The organism is Nonlabens sp. Asnod3-A02 (assembly GCF_045063755.1).
GTDB classification, from domain to species: Bacteria; Bacteroidota; Bacteroidia; order Flavobacteriales; family Flavobacteriaceae; genus Nonlabens; species Nonlabens xylanidelens.
This window is the reverse complement of the sequence record NZ_JBEFOC010000007.1, coordinates 1364661-1387040: the sequence shown is the minus strand read 5'-3', so window position 1 is coordinate 1387040 and position 22380 is coordinate 1364661. Positions and strand designations below refer to the sequence as shown.

Genomic DNA, 22380 nt, shown 5'->3' with positions numbered 1-22380 from the left:
TATGAAATCAAATATAATCACAATAGTAATCGCAGCTGCTTTATTAGTAAGTTGTGGAGCAGTTAAAAATAGCAATAGTCAACAAAAAGGTACCGTAATCGGTGCTGCAGGTGGTACTATTCTAGGTTTAATTATAGGAAATAATGTAGGCGATGGTGATAACCAGACTGAAGGTGCTGTAGTAGGTGCTGCAATAGGTGGTATCGCTGGTAACTTAATAGGTCGCAATATGGATAAGCAAGCCAAAGAAATAGAAGCTAGCCTACCTGGTGCAGATGTAGAAAGAGTAGGAGAAGGAATAGTAGTAACCTTTGACGAAGGTAGTGGAGTAAAATTTGCTACTAATCAATCGCTGCTCAATGCAAACTCACAAACTACACTTAATAAGCTGTTAGATGTAATGAATAACTATCCTGGTACAGAAGTGCTGGTTGCAGGTCATACAGATAGTCAGGGTGCCGAAGATTACAACCTTGAATTGTCTAGAAAAAGAGCTGCGAGTGTTAGGGACTATTTAGCCACACATGGTATTTCTAGCGATAGAATAGCGATGACTTACAGCGGTGAGGCTTCTCCTAAAGCAACTAATGAAACTGCTGAAGGTAGAGCGCAAAACAGAAGAGTAGAGATAGGAATAGTAGCAGGAGAAGAGATGAGAAAAGAAGCGCAAATGGAATCTAACCAATAGACGCTTACCAATTTTAAAATTTAACCCAACCAGAAATGGTTGGGTTTTTTATTTATCGCAATTGGCGCAAACCTTCATAAGTAATAACAGCTACCGCATTTGCTAGATTAATACTGCGTATATGCTCGCTGTATTGTGGGATTTTATATAAATGATCTTTAAATCTATCAGTAATATCACTTGATAAACCTTTAGACTCTTTCCCGAAGATAATCATCGTTCCTTCTTCAAATGGTATATCGGTATAATCCTTAGTTCCATGACTGCTCAAAAATGCCATAGATCGATCTTTGTTTTTCTCAAAAAACTCATCAGCATTTTCATAGATGCTTAATTCTATATGTTGCCAGTAATCTAGTCCTGCTCTTTTTAATCTAGAATCGCTTAGCTCAAAACCTAATGGTTTTACTAGGTGTAAGTGAGAACCTGTAGCCAGACTTAAACGACCTATATTACCAGTATTGGTATGAATTTCTGGCTCTATGAGAACTATGTGTAGCATAAACTTGTATTAAGTAGGTAAAGATACAGTAGAAGAGTGTAGTTAGATGTGTTCCGCTTTCGCGAAAGCGGAATTTTCATAAATTTTAATAGCAAAAAACTAATGCTTTAACGCGTTATTAACCCATTTAAAACGTATTTCTGGCTAGTTTTGCAAAACTAAATAATAACCACAATACCAGAACCGATAAGGAGGTATTTAAACAATAAAAAATGCAAGAAGTAAAAGCGTACGGAGCAGTAAATAAGGATGCAGATTTAAAGGAAATGACTATTAAACGTCGTGATCTTAATGAAAATGATGTAAAAATCGATATACTTTACTGTGGTGTATGTCATAGTGATATACATGCAAAACAAAATGACTGGGGTAATGCAAAATACCCTATCGTACCTGGTCATGAAATTATAGGAAAGGTTTCTCAAATAGGGAACGGTGTTTCTAGTTATAAAGTAGGTGATCTAGTAGGTGTAGGTTGCATGGTAGACTCTTGTCAGACGTGTAGTGCGTGTAAAGATGACCTAGAGCAATTCTGTGATAACGGTATGGTAGGTACGTATAACGGTAAGGATAAAATAGGTGGAGCAGATAGTGATCATACTTTTGGTGGCTATTCTACAAGTATTACAGTTAGAGAAGAATTTGTACTAAGAGTTCCAGAAAATCTAGACGCAAGAGCTGCCGCACCTTTATTATGTGCTGGAATTACTACATTCTCACCGCTTAACCACTGGAAAGTCAAGAAAGGTGATAAAGTAGGTGTTGTAGGTCTAGGTGGTTTAGGTCACATGGGTATTAAGTTTGCAGCTGCTATGGGTGCAGAAACGATTATGATTACTACTTCTCCTGGTAAGGCAGACGATGCTAAGCGTCTAGGAGCAGATGGTGTTCTTATCTCTAAGGATAGTGATGCTATGGCAGCACATAAAGGAACCTTTGATTTTATTCTTAATACAGTTCCAGTAAAACACGATATCAATCCTTATTTACATTTACTTAAACGTGATTCTACTATGTGTATGGTAGGTGCGATAGAGCCGTTAGAGCCTATGCATGGAGGTAGTGTGATTCTAGGTAGAAAAAGAGTTGCTGGTTCTTTAATAGGTGGTATCAAAGAAACTCAAGAAATGTTAGACTTTTGTGGAGAACACAATATTGTGTCTGATATAGAAATGATCAATATGGACGAGATCAATACAGCTTTTGAAAGAGTACAAAAGAATGATGTAAAATACCGTTTTGTTATTGATATGGAATCTTTGAAGAAATAAGAGATTTAAAAATAATTAAGTTTAAAAAGACCGTTTTGTACGGTCTTTTTTTATGCCTTGTTTCTGCACACAGTGCTACTTTTCTTTTATAAATACTTAGATTTACCACTTAACAACTAACTATTTATGCATTCATTTACTGTAGAACAAATAAACGAGATCTTAAAAGGAGAACAAGTAGGCAACACAACTCATGCTGTAACAGGTGTTAACGAGATAAGAAATGCCTCAAATAGCGATCTTACTTTTATAGGAAATAAGAAATATGCAAAATTCTGGGCAGATTCAAATTCGTCAGTTGCTATTATTAATGATAATATAGAGTTGCAGCCTGGAGATAATCGTGCTTTTATCAAGGTTAAAAATGCAGATCTTGCTATGGCGAGATTGTTAGAAGCTTTTCAACCAGAGACACCTGCTTTTGATACCGATATTCATGCAACAGCAGTAGTTGATAAAACAGCAACGGTAGGTAAAGGTGTAAAAATAGGCGCGCATTGTTACGTAGGTAAAAATGTAGTCTTGGGAGATGGAGTGGTATTGTACCACAACGTTAGTGTTTTTGACGACACCACGATAGGTCCACAAACAGTAGTCTGGTCTGGTACGGTTATTAGAGAGCGTTCTCAAATAGGTGCGCAGTGCATTTTTCATACTAATGTGAGCATAGGAGCAGATGGTTTTGGTTACCGCCCAGCAGACGATGGTCGTGGCCTGGTTAAAATACCACACATAGGTAACGTGGTAATAGGAAATGGAGTGGAGATAGGTGCAAATTCTTGTGTAGATCGTGCAAAATTCAATTCTACCATAGTAGGTGATGGTTGTAAAATCGATAACCTGGTTCAAATAGCACACAATTGTATCTTAGGTAGATCTTGTATAATGGCTGGTCATAGTGGTCTTGCAGGTTCTGTTACACTAGGTGATGGTGTTATCATAGGTGGTAGTGCCAGTATTAAAGATCATACAGTTATCGAGTCTGGTGCAACTATAGGCGCTGGTAGTGGTGTGATGAATGATGTAAAAGCAGGACAAACCGTTTTAGGATATCCAGCAGTAGATTCTAGAGAAATGCTTAAACAATGGGTCGCATTGCGCAGACTTGCAAAAAAATAGATTTTATAACGTATTTAAAAGATTCTGCTTTCATGAAGACTGAATCTTTTTTTTATTCATAAATGATATTCAGATTTTGTTGAGGTTAATGTTAATAGCATTTTAAAAGATAGCAATAAGCCTCTTTCATTGACTAAATTTACACGCTTTAATTTTTCTATCCCCAAAAACTGAATTATGAATAAAATTTTACTAATTGCTTTATTTTTAACTAGTTTCATTTCTTATGGTCAACAAGATGAGATTAGTGGATTTAAAGAATATTACCCTATCGCTATACGACCAGACCTGTCTGTAGGTTTGGGTAATAATGAATATGAAGAGATTTTATTAGAGGCTAGACCAGTCGTTTATTACAGTCTGTATAACGATTTAAGAAAAGCGCTTAATAAAGATACCATAACAAATGGTGATGCGGTGTATTTATCTTTTCAACCTCAATTTAGAATCTATAATGAAGAGTCTAAACCAGTAAAAACCCCTAGTTATAAAGTATTACTGGGGTGGCAAAAAATTATTAAAACTAATGATGATAACTTCCTTACTGTTGCTGTGGAGTCTGGGCATTACAGTAATGGACAAGCAGGTAGCGCTTTTAGTATCGAGTTTGATGATAATTCTGAAGAGAGTATAGCATTGTATAACAGTTTTACAGACGATACAGATCTTGCAGAATTACTCAATAGAAGTGGAGGTAATTTCTCAACTAACCTAACAAGATTTAGTTTTAACTACCGCCTCAATACATTTAACGGAGATAATATTCCTCAAAAAATTCATTCTTTTACAGCTACTTATCAATTGTATCACGATAAGTTTTTAGGTTTTGCAGATTTTGGAGGTTATAATCCAGAAGACATAGATATTTTAGGACGTCACCAGTTAGAATTCGGTTATGAATTTACCTCACATCTCAAAAAGATGAGGTACACTCTTAGTCAGCAATTTAATTATACCATAGGTTCACACCCATCCAGTGCTCCTTATAGGTCAGAAACCAGCGGTATTTTATACCCATGGGATAGCGATTTAGGTATTCTCGTACAGTTTTCTGTGGGTCGTGACGATTATAACTATCGTTTTTTAGACGATTTTGCTCGTTTTAAGATAGGAATTACTTGGGACTGGTTCACACCATTTGTCGTTAAGCCTACTAAAAATCAACAACTGCCTACTTTACCTAAAAAGGAATTGTAGAATTCTAGTTTTTAATGTTTTCCATCTAGATTAAAGATGTATTTTTGCGCCGCCTTAAAAAAGAGGAGCACATGAAGCGTATTAATCAGTATAAGAAAATGTTCAACGTAGAAAAGGACATTGAACTTAAAGCACTTAAAAAAAGTTACCGTAACCTAGTTAAAGAATGGCACCCTGATAAATTTCAGGAAGGTGATGATAAGAAAGAAGAGGCAGAGGTAATGAGTAGAACGATTATCGATGGTTACCACTTTCTTGTTAGTATTGCTCCAGAAACTAAGGAAGCTAACCTAGCAGAATATAAAGAAACGATTTCTAACACTGGTATAAAAGACTTTGACCACAAAGGACGTGTCCTAGAAGTAGTTTTTACAGATGGTAGTACTTATGAATATTTTGGAGTAGATGTAAAAATCTTCAAAAAACTTATAAATGCAGACAACCGTTACAGATTTGCAAAGCGTAATATCTTTGAAACGTACTTATACCGCAAGTCTAAAAAAGACGAAGAGCAACAAGCTTAAGATTTTAAAATTTTAGACTTTAATAAATAGCCATATCCATAGAGATATGGCTATTTTTTTATACACATTTGTTACCTTTTACAGAGTAATTAAATAGCTGTTGTTGAGGTGCTTGTCGTTTCTATTGTTATTATTTTACTAATTTTAAATCTATTTCATGTTTTTATTGCTTTACATTGATTAAAAAGATTATTTTTGCTGTATGATTGGAACATGTGGTCATAAAGATTAGTGAGATTTCTTATTTAGTTTTTTATTCTATTGTCTGATTGTAACGAGCTTTTCCATGGTGAATACTCTTGTGGCACGGCTTTTGAAATCAAATAAGAAGTATTATTAATTTAAATTATTACAAATGAGTACAGGTACAGTAAAATTTTTCAATGACGCAAAAGGATTTGGATTTATCACAGAAGAAGGATCAGGTCAGGAACATTTTGCACACGTAACAGGTTTAATCGACGAGATCCGTGAAGGTGACAAAGTTGAATTCGAACTTAAAGAAGGAAAAAAAGGTTTAAACGCCGTTAATGTTAGAGTAATCGACTAATTCGATTCTTTAAATTTCTTACAAAACCCATCTAATTTAGATGGGTTTTTTTTATGCCCTTTTTTTTGATAACATTAATAGATACTTATCTGTTCTATACCGATTATTGAATTAGCTTTGTCTACATGAATAGAAAAACTGCTTTAATAGGTCTTGCTTTTTTCTCCACTTATGTATTTTGGGGATCTACCTATTTATGGAATAAAATGGCGGTGACCGAGTTGCCACCATTTATGCTTGCTAGTATCCGATTTTCACTTGCAGGTATTCTTATTTTTATAATAGCAAAACTACTAGGGTATAGCCTTAGCATTACTAGAAAACAATTTTTCAATTGTACACTAGCAGGTTTTCTTTTTCTTAGTTATGGTAACGGTGTCTTTGTTTGGGCATTAAAATATGTGGACACAGGTTTTGCAGCACTTATAGCCGCATTGCAACCCTTGTTTATTCTGTTACTTATGCGACTCGTGCAGCGCAAAGCATTGCAAGCAAAATCTGTTATAGGTGTTGTTCTCGGGCTAGTAGGTATGTACATCTTAGTTAGTCAGAATGAAATAACGACCAAAGAAGGCGCTATTACTGGTATTGTCATGATTATCAGTTGTATTTTAAGTTGGAGTGCAGGTAGTTTATTTGTCGCCAAAGCTGATGTACCTACTAATTTCTTTGTCTCGACTGGTTATCAAATGATAGCGGCTAGTGTCATACTGGCTATTGCTAGTTTTGCTTTTAGCGAGTCTTGGTCTTCTCCTATGACGTGGCAAGAGCCTACTTATATCGCTTTAGCTTGCCTTATTATTTTCGGTAGTATTGCGGCTTTTACGGCATTTAATTTCCTTTTAAAGAATATCTCTACAGAAAAAGTGGCAACTTCTTCTTATGTAAATCCTGTAGTAGCTCTATTGCTAGGTTGGTATTTCTTGGACGAAGAAGTAACTACACAATCCTTGATTGCTGCTGCGATTATGATTACCGGTGTGTATTTTATCAATAGTAGAAAGAGAGGTAAAGATGACATCAAGCCTTCTCCTAAGAATAGGTAAGAACACTAATTTCTATAGTAAATTACAGATTTTAACTGGTCTACTTAAATTGATTTTGTTTCCGCTTTCGCGAAAGCGGAACCTACATAACCATTCTTTCTATTATCCTGATAAATAGGGCTCCATATTGTTGTGATAACCATTAAATTTGCACACAGAAAAATGCACTATGAATATGGACAAAACTCAAGAAAATGAAAACACTTCTATACAAGAAATAGATGCATGTATTCAAACACTTAATAAGTTTATTGAAGATCCTAAAAGTGTATTTGCGTTACCAGAGGAGCAGCGTGTCGCGTTAATGAAAGCGGCAGGTAAATTATCCAGACCGACTCGTGAAGAATACAAGCGCGGTAAAAAGGATGCTAAAAAAGCTGCCAAAAGAAAACAAATAGAACGAGATAAACATGCTCGTAAAGAAACAGGAATAAGAAGTGCACGTGAAGATGCCATCTTTACGGCTCCTAAATTACTAGCCGCTGCAGACCTTTCTCAAAAAGAAACTGGCGAGCTAGAATCACCACGTAATTGCTACGTGTGTAAAACCATGTTTACAAAACTGCATCATTTCTATGACCAGATGTGTACCGACTGTGGTGATTTTAATTATGCAAAACGTTTTCAAAATGCCGATGTAAAAGGGCAAGTAGCCATTATTACCGGTTCTAGGCTTAAAATAGGATACCACATTACCTTAATGTTATTGCGTGGTGGTGCAACAGTTATTGCAACTACTCGTTTCCCACATGATAGTGCTTTGCGATTTTCTAAAGAAGAAGATTTTAAAGAATGGGGACACAATTTACATATTCATGGGTTGGATTTACGTCACATTCCTAGTGTAGAGATTTTTTGTAACTATATAGAGCAAAAATACGACCGTCTAGATATTCTTATCAATAATGCTGCGCAAACAGTAAGAAGACCGTCTGGATTTTATGCACATTTAATGCCTAATGAAGAGTTGACTTTTGAGCAATTACCTGTATTTGCACAAGAAACACTTACAGATCATTACAAATGTTTACATGAGTTACAAGAATTAACTCCAGGCGCATCGCCTAATAAAAATATGCCGGTAACATGGCACGGTCCAGAACCTGGTATAGGTTTAAGAGCAAGTGCAAAATTATCTCAAATACCGTATAGTTTTGACAAAGCACTGGTAACTCAAGAGGTTTTTCCAGAAGGTGAACTCGATGCAGATTTACAGCAAGTGGATCTTAGAAAAACCAATAGCTGGCGATTAAAACTGGGTGAAATAGAAACTACCGAGATGATAGAGGTACAGCTAGTGAATTCTGTTGCTCCGTTTGTACTTTGTAACCGTCTTTCTGAAATTATGAAGAAAGATAATACAGGTAAAAAACACATCATTAACGTGAGTGCGATGGAAGGGAAGTTCCACACGTTCCATAAAGAAGACCGCCATCCACATACTAATATGGCCAAAGCTGCTCTTAACATGTTAACGCATACTGCAGCAGGCACACTGGCTAAAGATGGTATTTACATGAATGCGGTAGATACGGGCTGGGTTACAGATGAGGATCCTGTACAGCTGTCTAAAAAGAAACAAGAAGTTCACGATTTCCAGCCGCCACTAGATATAGTAGATGGTGCGGCACGTGTTATGGATCCATTATTTGATGGTATCAATACTGGTAAGCACTGGTGTGGTAAATTCTTAAAGGATTACAGACCTATAAGCTGGTAAGAATTCTGTTGTTATTTTAACATCTCATAACACATATTAATACAGTATTAAGTAGAGGTGTGTGTATCTATCTGTAAATTTATTAAAAACAGATAATTATGAGACTTACAGGTATATTATTTACGTTATTATTTATTTCGATTAGTGCTAGTTGTCAGACCCAGTCTTCAAACGAGGTGCCTCAAGTAGTACTAGAAGCTTTTGAAACAAAATATCCAGGAGAAAACGATCCAGATTTTGAACTAGACGACCATGGCTATTGGGAAGCTCATTTTAAAAAAGATGGAGAGAAATACCGTGCAGATTTTCATGCAGACGGTACTTGGAGAGAGACAGAAAATTCTATCAAGGACAAAGAAATCCCTAAAGCGATACAAAAAGCAATAGAAAGAGAATTTCCTGATAGAACCATACAAGAAGCAGAGCATGTTATGAGTGCTACACAAGGGGAATTCTACGATATAGAATTTAAACAAAAAGGAAAAAATATGGACGTAGAATATAGAAAAGACGGTACTAAAGTCTAATTCTATTTCGTCTAATATTAAAAAAGTCCGTAATGCTATACGTATAGCATTACGGACTTTTTATTTGGAATTAAAGAAGTTTAGGCAGTTTCTAGAGTTCCTTTTCTAGGTAAGGTTATTTTAAATTCTGTCCATTCTCCTAGTTGAGAATCTACAGTAATTTTACCTTGCATGTGGTCTATTAATCTAGCAACAGTTGCCAGTCCTATTCCTGTACCTTGTTTACCGTTGCGATCTTCTTGTGTAGCGATATAAAACAGCTTAAAGATGGATTTCAAATTCTCTGGAGCAATACCACTACCGTTATCTCTTATAGTAATTATATATTCTTCCTTATTTTCTTCTAGGTTAATATTTATAAGGGTTTCTTCTTTATCATTATACTTTATCGCATTAGTCATTAAATTCATTAAAATTTGCTTTAAAGCAACCTCATGAGTTAATAACGTGGTGTCATATTCTGGTATGTAATTGATCTTTATATGATCATCTTTTACCGTCATGGCGATTACGTCTTCTATAGTGTCTACATAACTAACGCTATCATATTCTTCGGTAACCAGCTCGTTACTGCTGTAAAACTGTAAAATACCATCTATATAACGACTCATATTATTAGAGCTATCTCTCAGATAACCTAGATAATCTATGGACTGTTGTGATAGGTTTTTCTCGCTTTCTTTTAAAAGCTTAGTTATCATTATTATGTTAGATAACGGTGCTTTTAAATCGTGAGATACTATTCCAGCAAAGTCTTTTAACTCTTCATTGCGCTCTTCTAGTTCTTCCTGCATGGCAAGAAGTTTAAAAGTCTTGTAACGCTCTTCAAAAAGATGCATTACTTGCTTGCCCATAGCTTTGAGAGCTTTTATCTGGTGTGCAACTAGTGTTCTAGGTTTGCTGTCATAAACACATAATGTACCTAGTTTGTACCCATTAGTATCCACTAGCGGTACGCCAGCATAAAAAATAGCTTTAAAATCGGTAAGTAGTGGATTATCCTTAAAACGCACATCTTCACGTGCATCGTTAACGATCATGATATCATCGTCACTAGCTATTGCATGGCCACAAAAAGAGATGTCTCGCTCAGACTCTGTAATATCCACTCCGTGACCAGATTTTATAAAATTTCTAGCTTTATCTACTAGAGTAATTAAAGATATAGGAGCATCACAGACACTAGCGATTATAGAAGTGATATTATCATAACTATCCTCAGGCATGGTGTCCAGCAAGCGGTATTTTTCTACAGCTGCTTGTCTCTTTGATTCATTATCGAGAATAGGGGCGCTTATCATTATTGGAATAAAAAAATTATTCCTACAAATAAAGATTATTTATAGAGTATTAGAATTCATTTTGTTACGCTTTTAACGTTTATTCCTGTCACTTTTTTGAACAAATGATAATTATAACAGAATATCCCTACAAATAGCGCGGTATCCTACCGAAATTATAGACATTTAAGATAAAAGGAAGCATTAAACTGTAACATCGATTAAAACCAGACGTCCTTAAAAAGCTAACCTAATCAGATAATGAAAAATTACATTCCTACAATTTTACTGTTGCTTTTTACCACACTTTCTTTTGCTCAAATCAAGAAAAGTCTGCAAATAGAAAAAACAACAACATCCATAAAAATAGACGGAAAATTAACCGAAGACATTTGGCAAAACGCACAAGAAGCCAAAGACTTCATTCAGTTTAGACCTACCATGGGTGTTCCTGATTCGGTACACAATAAAACCATTGTAAAAATGGCTTATGACGACACCGCCATTTATGTATCGGCATATTTGTATGACGATCCTTCAAAAATAGCAAAGCAATTCTCTAGCAGAGATAACTTTGCACAATCAGACTTCTTTGGCTTTGTAGTAAACCCCAATAACGACGCACAAAACGACACCGAGTTCTTTGTATTTGCATCGGGCACACAGGCAGACGCGATTGCAAACCCCAGTATAGGAGAAGATTTCGGCTGGAATGCAGTGTGGAGTAGTGCTGTACAAATCAATGAAGACGGCTGGTCTCTAGAAATGAAAATCCCATACCGCTGCCTGCGATTTGACAATAAAAACGTAGAGACATGGGGCATACAGTTCCACCGCAGGTTTCGAAGAAACAATTCACAATACACCTGGAACGAGCTGGACCCAACTAAAGGAAACATAGGACTCTACCACGGCGAGTTAAAAGGACTCAAAAACCTAAAACCACCAGTAAGACTTGCCTTTTACCCATTTGTCTCTGGAGTAAGCCGCAGTTTTGACGGCAACACACAGACCGATTTTAACGCAGGACTAGACGTTAAATACGGCATTACTGAAAACTTTACCCTAGACGCCACCCTTATTCCAGACTTCAGTCAGGCAGGATTTGATGACGTCTCTCTTAATTTAGGACCCTTTGAGCAAACCTTTTCAGAGCAGCGACAGTTCTTTACAGAAGGTGTAGACCTCTTCAGTAAAGCAAACCTCTTTTTCTCTAGACGTGTCGGTAGCGCACCATCTGCATTTCCTAGCATCAGTAATATAGAAGAGGTCATAGACTATCCAGAAACCGTAAAAGTACTCAATGCATTAAAAGTATCTGGAAGGACTAAAAACGGTCTGGGCATCGGACTCTTTAATAGCATTACAGATAAGACCTATGCCACCATAGAAAACACCATCACTGGCACACGTAGAGAAGAACTCGTAGAACCGCTTACTAACTATAACATCATAGTCGTAGACCAGCAATTCAATAAAAACTCCAGCGCCGGTATCATAAATACCAACACCACACGCAACGGCGGTTTTAGAGATGCAAACGTTACCGCACTCTTTGCAGATATTGTAAATAAAACCAATACCTATAACATACAAGGTCAGGTAAAAATGAGTCATTTAAACCTAGAGAACGGCACACAGTCTGGTTACAGCACCTTTTTTAGAGCACAAACCATAAGCGGCAACTGGCGTTATAACTTTGACCACAGCTATGCAGACTCTAAGTATGACATCAACGATCTAGGACTTCAGTTCAGAAACAACTTTAACGACTTTGGTATCAACGCCACCTACCGCACCTTTAAACCAAAAGGAAAATGGAACAACATCTATGTAAATACCTATGTAGATTACACCAGACTGGCAAATCCTGGTACCTTTACAGGACTAGAACTAGGCGGTAATATAGACGGTACCACAACCACACTTAATAACTACGGCTTCAGTTTAAGCCTCTCGCCAGGCAAACAATACGATTATTTTGAACCTAGAAAAGAAGGCAGTTTCTTTATCACTAAAAATCTAGCCAACTCAAATATATGGTTCAATTCTAACGATAATAAAAAACTAGCCATAAGCGCAAACGGTGGGATAGAAGGCTTTGTAGAAAAAGATAGAAACTACCTGAATTACTGGTTTGGTTTTGGACCACGCATGCGATTTAATGATAAATTTGTACTCAGCTATTTCTTTGATAGAGAATATTATAAAGCAAACAGAGGCTACGTCACCCAGGTAGGAGAAGACGTCATCTTTGGCGATCGCGACCGTATAGAAATAGAGCAAACCCTTAACGCCAGCTATAATTTTAATCCCTACCACACACTTTCCCTTACCTTGCGACACTATTGGGGTATTGTAGAATATGACGACAGTCTGTTTTCCCTTAAAGAAAACGGCCGCCTAGACCGCACCACAGGATATACCGCCAGCACATTACCTAGCGATCCTAATATCAACTTCAGTACATGGAATTTTGACCTCAGTTATTCCTGGCAGTTTGCCCCAGGCAGCTTCATGACCGCACTGTATAGAAACCAGTTATTTAATAGAGACACACAGGCTATGGAAAATTTCAATAGCAGTTTTAATACCCTATTTGACCAGCCCATTAACCACACCATATCCTTAAAAGTGCAGTACTTCTTAGATTATAACCAGCTGCCAGGCTTGTTTAAAAGTAAAAAGAAAAAGAACAAGTTCATGTAAAATAAAAAGTAGGATAAGGGTTCCGCTTTCGCGAAAGCAAAATAAAAACCAACACCACCACAATATATAAACTCTATAAAAAACCAGCCCATACGCTGGTTTTTTTTATGCCCAATAACAAACAAATAAAAACCCAGTAGAGCACCATAACTAGCACACCACGAGGTAGTAGCGACCGGTACATAGTTACCTAGGTAAAGAACAGAAAAGAATACCAAAAAAATAAACCACCATTACGGGATACCGTAAAGATCATTCTCCAGGTAGTCATAGATTTACGGTTGTTATAGAAATAGAGCAATCTTGTAATTAAGAATAACGAGTAAAATCATTACAACTCATTCTTGATAGAAGTTCTTATATACACCCTATACAGTAGGGTTAATATATGGTTTTTTAGTAGATTGCTTATATATTAACGTTATCACCAATTAAAAAAAAACTCAATGACTAAAGAAGAAGAAAGAAGACAAAAACTAATTGATGGTTTTTTTGATATGGTCGATTCTTTGAAAAAGAGCAGACGAGCTGACCTCTCTGACATAAACAAGGATGAAAACATAATTGAAAAGCTTTACGTTGACCCATTAGAAAATGATTTTGTACTTAAAACTTCTCTAAAGCCTAATACTACAATATTAATTGGTCGAAAAGGAACTGGAAAATCTACAATCATAGCCAGACTTCAGCACGAAGTTAGGAAGTCTACAGATAAATTATCTCTATACTTAGATGTAAAAACAATTTTTGACCAATCAAGAACATTCACTTATAACTCAGCAAACTTTAAGAATATTCTTAATAAAGAGGAACTTGACAAATATTTCCTTTTCAAGTCATTTCTTAAATTAATATTATCCCAAATTGAAGAAGAAGTAAAAACTAATACTTTAAGATTTTTCTTAGCTTCAATATCGAAAAAATTTGGTCCTGATAAACAAAATTTTAAAGATGAAATATCTCAAATTTTTAAAATTATTGATAAAAAGGAAAGTGAGGATATATTAATTTTAAAAGAAAAAATTGTCCAGTCTACTGAGAATAATTTCAATGAAAATTCTAGTTCTACAAATTTTAATTTAGGAGGAAAAGTATCTGAAAAAGCAATAGAAGGCACTGCTGGTCTTGAAAAAGGTAGCCAAAAATCAAATAAACATTCTGAAAATATTGATGAAGCCTTTTCCGAAATATTTTTACAGTATTATGAGCCTCATAAAGTACTCTTAGAATTAAAAAAACTTTTAAAAGAAATAGGTATTAACTATGTTTTCATATGCTTAGACGATTTCTCTGAAATACAGGAGGAAGCTATGAAAATTTTTGTTGACACTATTGTATCACCATTAAACAATTGGTCTGAAGAATTTTTCAAATTCAAAATAGCTGGTTATCCAAATAGAGTTTATTTAGGAGATATTGACCCTCAAAAAATTGAACAAATAAAACTTGATTATTACGACTTATATCAATCTGGAAAAGTATCCAATACTCAAAAAGAAGCCATAAACAACGTTAAAAGATTACTCACAAAAAGATGTTCTTATTTTTGTAATGTAAAGCCTGAATCTTTTTTCGCATATTCAGATAAAGTTCCAATGGAACAGTTTTATCAACTACTTTTTGACTCTACATCAAATGTACCTAGAAACATAGGTTGGGTTTTATGGTATTCATTTCAAACAAGTGTTTCAAAAGGAAAGAAAATTACACTACAAGATATAAACATCGCTTCTGAAAGATTTTTTAAAGATACTGTAGAAGTGTTTTTCTCAAAAAATAAATATATGCGAAGCGCATTTAGCGAAAGATTAGAGAAATTTCATCTAAATGAAGTTTTGAATAATATTATTTCAAAAGCAAAAACCAACAAAACTGAAATATCTACATCCGAGTCGAAAATTTTTCAAGCCGACAAATCAAAACCACCTACAAGTCACTTTTATATAGATAAAAAATTAGAAAATGTTTTACGAACGTTAGAGTTAAATTATTTTATAACTAAATATAGTGAACAAAAAGACCAAGATGGAAAAACTTTAATGGCCTTTTATTCTTTAAATCACGGTCTATGTAAATCAGAAGATATAAATTATGGAAAAGGAACAGATAGAAAATATGTGATTCAAAGGAGGTTTAATAATTCTGATATTGTTAGAGAATATATATCAGATGCTAAACAGTTCAAATGTAATAATTGTTCTAATTCATTACCTTACGAAAAATTGGAAATGCTTGAGATGTTTGATATGATGTGTCCTAAATGTAAAAAAGGGATTTGTAATTTAGAACACGTTGAAATCAACCTGACAGACCAAGTAGAAGAAGAACTACAATTACCTGAATTTGATATTAGGTTACTAAATTCTATATATATAAACGAACCTCAATATCCAACTTCATTAGCACAGGAGCTTGATTGTTCATACCAAAAAGCTTCTAAAAGAGCTGTTAGGTTGGTTAAATCTGAATTATTACGAGCCGATAAAATTGAGCACATAAAGGGTTTAGGAATCAGAACATATTATTTTTTAACACAAAAATCAAAAGACATATACTTTAAGTAACTGGTGATAACAATGTATATAAAAAATAGCGCAAGTCGTTGCTAACACGAAGGCTTGGGTATTTTTGGAAAGTCGCCAAATTTTTAAATTTGACAAATTCCCAAAAATAAAATAATTAATAAAATTTTAAAATTCGGCTTGTGTATTATCCGAAAAGTAACAGCTTATTTTCAGCGCTACTTTTCATATACGAGACGTTATCTCTCATTTTAACCAACCATTGAACATATGAACAAAAAATCAAAAATCGCAAAATCAAGTTGGTGGATTTTCGCAATAATCGGAATAATAGTTCATCTCTCAATTTTGGATTTTGAGGACAAATGGGTTTTAGCTCTAATTGGTGCATTGAATGGAGCATTTTGGGGATGGTTATTGGGTTTACTTTTAGATTACATTATTAATTCATTGTTTTATCGAGAGCCGATTGAAGAAAAAACACAAACTATTTCAAAACCAAAACCAATCGTAAAAAAAACAATTAATCATAATGACTTTAAGCCAAAGCCTTCTGAATACACTACAATAAAAAAAGAAATAGAGCCAAAAATAGTTGCAGAGCCTATCGCAGTTTACGAAACGAAACCGAAACTAAAAACAGAGCCGAAACCAACACCACCAAAACTAAAACAAACTGAAAGGCCTAAAAAACAAGAAATTTTACCAACTTCTGTTCAAGACACAAGTGAGGTCGTTTCAGAAATTAAGTTTGTCAATTACAATTTAAAGCTTTCAGAAAGCGAAACGGAATTTCCAATTCTAAAAATTCCTAATCAAAAATGTGTAATACGTTCACATCGATTAGGTTCTACCAAAAGACGAGGTTTTAAGGAAACTTCATTTCAAAAAGCTATTGAATATTACTTCGCAGAAAATTTCAATATATCTGGAAATTTGAGATTAAACACAGGCAAAAACACAAGACCATATGAACCTGATATTGCTTTAATCGGTTTTGATGACCACAATATTCAAATTGATGTTGAAATTGACGAACCGTATGCTGGAATCACAAGACAACCAACTCATTGCATTGGCGATGATATTAATAGAGACAATTATTTCAAAGATAGAGGTTGGATTGTTATAAGGTTTTCAGAATACCAAATACATACTCAAGAGAAAGAATGTCTTAGATATATAGCAGATATTATTTCATCAGTAAATTCATCTATTGAAATCCCTTCTGACTTAAAATTCACATCAAAAATAAATGTTGAAAAAGTTTGGGATGTTGTTCAGTCTCAAAAGTGGGAAAAAGAAAAGTATAGAGAAAAATACTTGAATCACGAATTTAAAAATTTAGAGACACCACCAGAAACGCTGAAAAGAGACTTTAGCGAACAAGAAATTGAGGAAGAAAAACTTGTAGTTCCTACTTCGTTCGGTAAAGAAGAAATTGGGAAAATCATAGGTTTCAATAGTAATAATATAAACGACAGAGATAAACGTATTAAATTCTATTCAGAAAAACATATCTACACAATTGATGGGGTTACATTTCCTTCCGCAAGTACTATTGTTGGTCGATTTTTTCAAGAATTCGATGCTTGGGGTATTGCAAGTAGATTAAGTCCAAGTAATCCATTATATGGTTTAGAAGTTGAAGAAATTGTTCGTATTTGGAAAGAAAGAGGTCAAGACGCTGCAAATTTAGGAACTTTTCTACACGAACAAATTGAAAGCTTCTATCTCAACCAACCATACGAACAGACAGAGGAGTTTTATCAGTTTGAGAATTTTGTTAGTGACCATCCAAATTTAAATCCTTACCGTTCAGAATGGAGGATTTTTGATGATAACATTGGGGTAGCAGGAACTATTGACCTTATTGTTAAAAATCAACAGAATTTCGATATTTACGATTGGAAGAGAAGTAAGAAAGTTATAAATACATTTGACGGAAAACCAATAGAAACCGACAATTGGGGAAAATGCGGAATTGGTCAATTATCACATATTGACGATACGAGTTATAATCGTTATTGTTTGCAACAAAGTCTTTACAAGTTCGTACTCGAGAAGAATTACAAGATTAAAGTAGATAATATGTATCTTATTGTAATGTATCCTGAATATGATAATTATTACAAAGTAAAAGTCCCATATTTAAAAAAGGAAATCGAGCATATATTGAAGACTGTGTGAGAAAAAACGAGAGATAACAACGTATAAAAATAATAGGGCAATTGTAGCAAAACCGAATGGTTCGGGCGCATTTGCAAGGTCGCCAAATTTTTAAATTTGGCTTATTGACAAAGAAAAATAATAAGAAAAATTTAAAAATTCGGCTTGTGTTTGACTGAATAGTTAGCGTTCTTTTTCAGCGCTACTTTCCTATACACGACAGTTGTCAGTAATTTTAAAAACATCGATGTCCAAAAGTAAATTGAATAAAAGAAGAGATGATTTCAAATTTAAAATAATATCTATTTTAGAAAATAATATTGATGACCTAACTGTCGAACGTATAAATTCTTGTGCATCTAAAAATGCTGTTCGTAAGGTAATATGCGAATTGACAGAACATCATAATTTACTCAGAGAAAATGGAATAAAAGCAATATATCCGACATCTAAAAAAACTAGACCAAATTTCAAAGGAGCAGAATTTGACCAAACTATTAACTCTGTTAGAACTATTTATACACCAATGGGAAACAAAAGATGATATCGAAAATAAATTTGATGAGAATATCTATTAAACCGTTTTCGGCAGTAATCAACCTAGGTTTAGAATATGGTTATGAGCAGATTTCTATAAGCGAAAATGAAGTAATAAAATTTATTCCCCTGCTGGCTCTAGTATACAAAGCCGCTAGTGCCAGTTTGTAACTGGTACCCAAAAGAGTAAACCACAAATTAAATAACTATTTTAGATAATAAAATTTAAAAACCTGGCTAGTGCGCAATCCAAAAATAATTTTCTACTTTACATGTTACGAGTCATGTACAGAGACGTTATATGCAAGCCTATGAAAAACATCGTAATAACATTATTATTATTTGCAGTTTATAGCTGTCAAGAAAAAAATAAAGGAAATATTTCTGAAATTTCAATATCAGAAGAACAAATTATTGAAAAAAGAAACGAAGTTTTTATCAGAGTAAATGACACAATAAATTCCTTTTTTACTAACCTTCGTTTAGATGAAATGCAGGATAAGCCAGATATGCTATATCTCGGACAAAAACATAACAAGACATCAGTAACTATTCCGGCAAATTCAACAGTTACAATTGCAGGTTTTGACCCAGCTGTGTCGTTTAGTTATAATCTATCCTTAGAAAAGGGAGATAGCTTATTTGTTGACAGAGAAATAATAAAAATCAGTCAAAAAAAACAAATTGCCTATCCAATTTTCAAAGTTCCAAATGGAAACAGAAAATGGAGTGAGCTTAATTTTGATTACTTGCTTTACAAGAAAAATCTCAAAAACAACGCTATAGAAATTTATACCGCTAATAGTTTTATAAGAAACAAATGGCATCTCGAAGAAATGCTTGATAATTCATTGATATTAATTGATAGTTTAAAAGCTAACAATAGTATATCTGACAAATTTTATAGGACAGCCAAAATAAATTCAAAACTAAAATTTGCTACTTCAAAAATAAGACAAGCTAAAAATCAAAATGTAGAAATTGATATTGAGAGTTTAGATGTAAACTTGAATGACGAAAAACTGCTCAACTATAATGAATATGTAAGTTTATTAAGACAATTGATTTTGTATAAATACTTTAATGAAGATAAGCGAGTAAAGAATTCTGTTCTTTTTGACTTTGTTAACGAACAACAAACGTTTTTAAATTATTCAGCAAAAGAAGTTTTATTAAACTCATATCTTAAAAGTATATATTTCGTCGAAAAGACAAAGTTTGAAGATTATCTAGCTAAATTTCAGACTATAAATACCAACAAAGAATTTCAAAATAAATGGCAATCCGTTGTTGATAAACAAAACACAAATTCAAAGAAATTAAATATGACTGACAGGAATGTTGGAATTTTAACTAATCTTGTCAATGACTATGAACTGACTTTCGAAGAGGTTCTTCTAAAGAATAAAGGAAAAGTAGTTTTAGTAGATTTTTGGGCAAGCTGGTGTGCACCTTGTAGAAAAGAAATGCCATTCCTTAAAGAATTGAAATCAAATTTTAGCAATAAAGAATTACAAATTATTGAAATCTCAATTGATACAGACCACTCTGCTTGGGTTCGAGCATCACAAATAGAAAATTTATCACAAGATGAAAACAATTATATCATTGCTAACTGGGAAAAATCCAAACTATATAAAAACTATAAAATTCAAGCTATTCCAAGATATTTGTTATTCGATAAGAACGGCAAAATAATCGACGATAATGCCCCAAGACCGAGTGAGAAAGAGCTTGAGGAACGCATAAAGGCCAGCATATAACAAAGAACTGTGGTAAAAAACAAGCGAATTTCACTTAATTTCTAACAAGTACACTTCTATATCCTGCTGGCGCTAGTACGTAATGCTGCTAGTGCCGCTACGTTTCATATACGGAGACGTTGTAACAAATTTGAGAAAAAAAATATGACTTTTGAATTAAACAATGAACAACGCAAATATTTAGGTTTAGAATTAGTTGCAGAAAATTGGGAAAAAGTCATACTCAAAGGAGATTCATATCGACCGAGTTCTATTTTATACTTCGACAAAAACACAATCAAAAAGCAAGTAATTTCGACTGAATTAAAATATTCAGAAATCCAATACAATGAGGAAACTAAAGACAGAGAATTTCTACTTCCTAAAACTCAAAAAGGTAAACCAAAGAAACTGACTTCTTCAACATTAGAATCAAAAACACCACTAGGTGTATATTTTGATTTTGGAATTAATGGAATAACTATTGGAAATTACACGACTCAACATACATTTTACTCAACTCATTTTGAGAATATAAAATTTAACGATATTTCGGAATTAAAAAATTGGCTTACTGATTATATTAAAAATTCAACTTCCGATGACTTGAAATCAATTGAGAAATTCTCTTTAAAAAAGAGGAAAAGAATAAAACTAAAACAAGGCGATTTTTTTGCTTTCAAAGTTGATAGGAGAAATTATGGTTTTGGACGACTGATTTATGATTTAAGGCCATTGAGAAAGGACTCAGAGTTTAAAGCAAATAAAAATTATGGTATAATGAATCTTATGACTCAACCTTTAGTGATTAAGATTTACCATTATATAAGTTCAAATAAAGAAACTGATTTAAATGAACTAAAAACAAAAAAATCTATTCCTGCCCAATATATTATGGACGATGTATTGTTTTATGGAGATTATGAAATAATTGGAAACCAACCATTAGAGGAAATAGAGTATGATTTCCCAATTTCTTATTCTAAAAGTATTCATTTTGGAGATTTTGAAACTGTGTATTTGCAATATGGATTAATATATAAAGAAACCACAACAAAGAAATTCAACAAGCATTTGACAATTGACAATTCAGATAAAAACGCTAAAAGTTGCGAAAAGGTTTTAAAGTCAAATCCATATAGTATTGAATCAATTGGAGCGTATTTAAATTTTCAAAAAGAAACATTGGAGAATTGTATCAAAATAAATTCTAATCAACCTTATTGGGAATCTGAATATTATGAATTGAAAGCTGATTTGAGGAATCCAAAAAACAAAAGTGCTAAAAAAGAAATATTTGAATTCTTCAATCTAAATCCGAATGGAACATATTACGAAAACTTTAAAAAATAAAACCTTTGCTGGCACTAATATATAACGCCGCTAGTGTCAGTTTGCAATTGGTAATCATAGGAGCAAATCACAAATTAAATTACAACTCTAGAATTATAGAGTATTTTTACAACCACCCAACCTCAAAATCAACCAAGACAAATGAAAACCTTTACTTTTTTACTATTGATCCTGTTTTTAAATACAGGATATGCACAATCTGAGAAGATCACTATTAAAACAGACCATCTAGAAGAGGCAAATTATCTCAAAATGGATGATTTCTATCTGACACATTACCTTTATATCGATTTGTTTTTAAGAGAAAATCTCTTTCCTGATGCAACTCCAGAAGAAGTCTCATCTATTCTTACAGCTCTTAAAACATACGTTTCTGTAGATAATAATCTAGATATAGAAATTGAAAAACCTGGTGAAAACAACTACTTGATTCGTTTTGCTATTTTAAAGAAAGAAGATGGTACAGAACTCTTAGTTGCTTTTACAAACTGGACGGCTAGGGATAAGAGATTTGAAAAAGAAATCAAAACATCAAATGATTCCTATACCAGATGGTATTTTCTTAACGGTGATAAAATGACTTATAGAAAAGATATGTCTAGTGAGAACGATTATTTAAGTATGAATAAATCAGACTTAGCAAACGCATTCTTATTTGACGAGTTAACAGGTAATGATACTGAGGTACGTAGTTCAATAGAGGAATATTTAAAGCAAGAAGGTCTCAGTGTTGCTGATCAAATAATGGCCAACTTGATTCTTTTAAAATATCAAATTTTTCAAAAAGAAGATCTAGATACCCAAATAGAATATCTAGAAAATCTGTTTGAAAAGAACAAGTCTAATTCTAATCTTAGAGGTTTACAAGCAGCATTTACTGCCACAAAATTCCAAATAAAGTTAGGCAAGTAATTTTTTACTTTA

General features: G+C 33.7%; 18 protein-coding genes. 16 read left to right on the top strand and 2 right to left on the bottom strand.

All coding sequences use genetic code 11. The features are described 5' to 3' along the window. Nucleotide 1 precedes the first annotated feature (1 nt). Nucleotides 2–688 carry an OmpA family protein gene (locus tag ACJJVN_RS09710; RefSeq protein WP_405377959.1) on the top strand — a complete coding sequence of 229 codons (687 nt, stop codon included), beginning with the start codon at nucleotides 2–4 and terminating at the stop codon, nucleotides 686–688. 52 nt (nucleotides 689–740) lie between these two features. Here the strand turns inward: ACJJVN_RS09710 and ACJJVN_RS09705 are convergent, their stop codons facing one another. After that, nucleotides 741–1190 carry a tRNA (cytidine(34)-2'-O)-methyltransferase gene (locus tag ACJJVN_RS09705; RefSeq protein ID WP_405368800.1) on the bottom strand — a complete coding sequence of 150 codons (450 nt, stop codon included), beginning with the start codon at nucleotides 1188–1190 and terminating at the stop codon, nucleotides 741–743. 212 nt (nucleotides 1191–1402) lie between these two features. Here ACJJVN_RS09705 and ACJJVN_RS09700 point away from each other — a divergent pair, with 212 nt between their 5' ends. The 8 genes from ACJJVN_RS09700 to ACJJVN_RS09665 all read left to right on the top strand — a co-directional run bounded on the left by ACJJVN_RS09700 (nucleotide 1403) and on the right by ACJJVN_RS09665 (nucleotide 9144). Then, nucleotides 1403–2461, top strand: a complete 1059-nt coding sequence (locus tag ACJJVN_RS09700; protein ID WP_405368798.1) for an NAD(P)-dependent alcohol dehydrogenase — start codon at nucleotides 1403–1405, stop codon at nucleotides 2459–2461. Nucleotides 2462–2587: 126 nt separating this feature from the next. Continuing rightward, nucleotides 2588–3580, top strand: a complete 993-nt coding sequence (gene lpxD, locus ACJJVN_RS09695) for a UDP-3-O-(3-hydroxymyristoyl)glucosamine N-acyltransferase (RefSeq protein WP_405377958.1) — start codon at nucleotides 2588–2590, stop codon at nucleotides 3578–3580. 177 nt (nucleotides 3581–3757) lie between these two features. Further along, nucleotides 3758–4777 (top strand): hypothetical protein, encoded by a 1020-nt coding sequence (locus tag ACJJVN_RS09690; RefSeq protein ID WP_405377957.1) that lies wholly within the window; start codon nucleotides 3758–3760, stop codon nucleotides 4775–4777. 71 nt (nucleotides 4778–4848) lie between these two features. After that, on the top strand, nucleotides 4849–5301 hold the full coding sequence (locus tag ACJJVN_RS09685; RefSeq protein WP_405368793.1) for a KTSC domain-containing protein: 453 nt from the start codon (nucleotides 4849–4851) through the stop codon (nucleotides 5299–5301). 355 nt (nucleotides 5302–5656) lie between these two features. Then, complete coding sequence (locus ACJJVN_RS09680) at nucleotides 5657–5851, top strand: cold-shock protein (protein ID WP_015363839.1); 195 nt, start codon at nucleotides 5657–5659, stop codon at nucleotides 5849–5851. A gap of 125 nt (nucleotides 5852–5976) precedes the next feature. Beyond that, nucleotides 5977–6897 carry an EamA family transporter gene (locus tag ACJJVN_RS09675; RefSeq protein ID WP_104515033.1) on the top strand — a complete coding sequence of 307 codons (921 nt, stop codon included), beginning with the start codon at nucleotides 5977–5979 and terminating at the stop codon, nucleotides 6895–6897. 169 nt (nucleotides 6898–7066) lie between these two features. Continuing rightward, nucleotides 7067–8617 (top strand): SDR family NAD(P)-dependent oxidoreductase, encoded by a 1551-nt coding sequence (locus ACJJVN_RS09670; protein WP_405377956.1) that lies wholly within the window; start codon nucleotides 7067–7069, stop codon nucleotides 8615–8617. A 98-nt stretch (nucleotides 8618–8715) separates the two neighbouring features. Beyond that, nucleotides 8716–9144: a PepSY-like domain-containing protein gene (locus ACJJVN_RS09665; RefSeq protein ID WP_405368786.1), complete on the top strand. Its 429-nt coding sequence runs from the start codon at nucleotides 8716–8718 to the stop codon at nucleotides 9142–9144. Between the two features lie 80 nt (nucleotides 9145–9224). Here ACJJVN_RS09665 and ACJJVN_RS09660 read toward each other — a convergent pair whose 3' ends face one another. Next, on the bottom strand, nucleotides 9225–10445 hold the full coding sequence (locus tag ACJJVN_RS09660; RefSeq protein ID WP_405377955.1) for an ATP-binding protein: 1221 nt from the start codon (nucleotides 10443–10445) through the stop codon (nucleotides 9225–9227). A gap of 240 nt (nucleotides 10446–10685) precedes the next feature. Between ACJJVN_RS09660 and ACJJVN_RS09655 the strand changes: the two genes are divergently transcribed. From ACJJVN_RS09655 to ACJJVN_RS09625, 7 genes are all read left to right on the top strand, one after another. Next, a complete protein-coding gene (locus ACJJVN_RS09655) occupies nucleotides 10686–13133 on the top strand; it encodes a DUF5916 domain-containing protein (RefSeq protein ID WP_405377954.1) in 2448 nt (815 codons plus the stop codon). Nucleotides 13134–13579: 446 nt separating this feature from the next. Beyond that, nucleotides 13580–15697, top strand: a complete 2118-nt coding sequence (locus ACJJVN_RS09650; protein WP_405377953.1) for a hypothetical protein — start codon at nucleotides 13580–13582, stop codon at nucleotides 15695–15697. Nucleotides 15698–15925: 228 nt separating this feature from the next. Continuing rightward, the gene (locus tag ACJJVN_RS09645) at nucleotides 15926–17845 is read left to right on the top strand and encodes a hypothetical protein (RefSeq protein ID WP_405377952.1); all 1920 of its coding nucleotides are present in this window, start codon (nucleotides 15926–15928) and stop codon (nucleotides 17843–17845) included. Nucleotides 17846–18071: 226 nt separating this feature from the next. Continuing rightward, entirely contained in the window at nucleotides 18072–18368 is a 297-nt protein-coding gene (locus ACJJVN_RS09640) for a hypothetical protein (protein ID WP_405377951.1), read from the top strand. A 304-nt stretch (nucleotides 18369–18672) separates the two neighbouring features. Beyond that, a complete protein-coding gene (locus ACJJVN_RS09635; protein ID WP_405377950.1) occupies nucleotides 18673–20124 on the top strand; it encodes a TlpA family protein disulfide reductase in 1452 nt (483 codons plus the stop codon). 144 nt (nucleotides 20125–20268) lie between these two features. Further along, on the top strand, nucleotides 20269–21456 hold the full coding sequence (locus ACJJVN_RS09630; RefSeq protein WP_405377949.1) for an immunity 26/phosphotriesterase HocA family protein: 1188 nt from the start codon (nucleotides 20269–20271) through the stop codon (nucleotides 21454–21456). A gap of 141 nt (nucleotides 21457–21597) precedes the next feature. After that, complete coding sequence (locus tag ACJJVN_RS09625; protein WP_405377948.1) at nucleotides 21598–22368, top strand: hypothetical protein; 771 nt, start codon at nucleotides 21598–21600, stop codon at nucleotides 22366–22368. Nucleotides 22369–22380: the final 12 nt, after the last annotated feature.

Excerpts from the sequence above, each read along its gene's own strand:
- ACJJVN_RS09665 (WP_405368786.1), top strand. The coding sequence starts at position 8,716 with ATGAGACTTACAGGTATATTATTTACGTTATTATTTATTTCGATTAGT.
- ACJJVN_RS09635 (WP_405377950.1), top strand. The coding sequence starts at position 18,673 with ATGAAAAACATCGTAATAACATTATTATTATTTGCAGTTTATAGCTGT.
- ACJJVN_RS09660 (WP_405377955.1), bottom strand. The coding sequence starts at position 10,445 with ATGATAAGCGCCCCTATTCTCGATAATGAATCAAAGAGACAAGCAGCT.
- ACJJVN_RS09680 (WP_015363839.1), top strand. The coding sequence starts at position 5,657 with ATGAGTACAGGTACAGTAAAATTTTTCAATGACGCAAAAGGATTTGGA.
- ACJJVN_RS09700 (WP_405368798.1), top strand. The coding sequence starts at position 1,403 with ATGCAAGAAGTAAAAGCGTACGGAGCAGTAAATAAGGATGCAGATTTA.
- ACJJVN_RS09670 (WP_405377956.1), top strand. The coding sequence starts at position 7,067 with ATGAATATGGACAAAACTCAAGAAAATGAAAACACTTCTATACAAGAA.
- ACJJVN_RS09675 (WP_104515033.1), top strand. The coding sequence starts at position 5,977 with ATGAATAGAAAAACTGCTTTAATAGGTCTTGCTTTTTTCTCCACTTAT.
- lpxD (WP_405377958.1), top strand. The coding sequence starts at position 2,588 with ATGCATTCATTTACTGTAGAACAAATAAACGAGATCTTAAAAGGAGAA.
- ACJJVN_RS09690 (WP_405377957.1), top strand. The coding sequence starts at position 3,758 with ATGAATAAAATTTTACTAATTGCTTTATTTTTAACTAGTTTCATTTCT.
- ACJJVN_RS09650 (WP_405377953.1), top strand. The coding sequence starts at position 13,580 with ATGACTAAAGAAGAAGAAAGAAGACAAAAACTAATTGATGGTTTTTTT.
- ACJJVN_RS09710 (WP_405377959.1), top strand. The coding sequence starts at position 2 with ATGAAATCAAATATAATCACAATAGTAATCGCAGCTGCTTTATTAGTA.
- ACJJVN_RS09625 (WP_405377948.1), top strand. The coding sequence starts at position 21,598 with ATGAAAACCTTTACTTTTTTACTATTGATCCTGTTTTTAAATACAGGA.
- ACJJVN_RS09645 (WP_405377952.1), top strand. The coding sequence starts at position 15,926 with ATGAACAAAAAATCAAAAATCGCAAAATCAAGTTGGTGGATTTTCGCA.
- ACJJVN_RS09705 (WP_405368800.1), bottom strand. The coding sequence starts at position 1,190 with ATGCTACACATAGTTCTCATAGAGCCAGAAATTCATACCAATACTGGT.
- ACJJVN_RS09640 (WP_405377951.1), top strand. The coding sequence starts at position 18,072 with ATGTCCAAAAGTAAATTGAATAAAAGAAGAGATGATTTCAAATTTAAA.
- ACJJVN_RS09630 (WP_405377949.1), top strand. The coding sequence starts at position 20,269 with ATGACTTTTGAATTAAACAATGAACAACGCAAATATTTAGGTTTAGAA.
- ACJJVN_RS09655 (WP_405377954.1), top strand. The coding sequence starts at position 10,686 with ATGAAAAATTACATTCCTACAATTTTACTGTTGCTTTTTACCACACTT.
- ACJJVN_RS09685 (WP_405368793.1), top strand. The coding sequence starts at position 4,849 with ATGAAGCGTATTAATCAGTATAAGAAAATGTTCAACGTAGAAAAGGAC.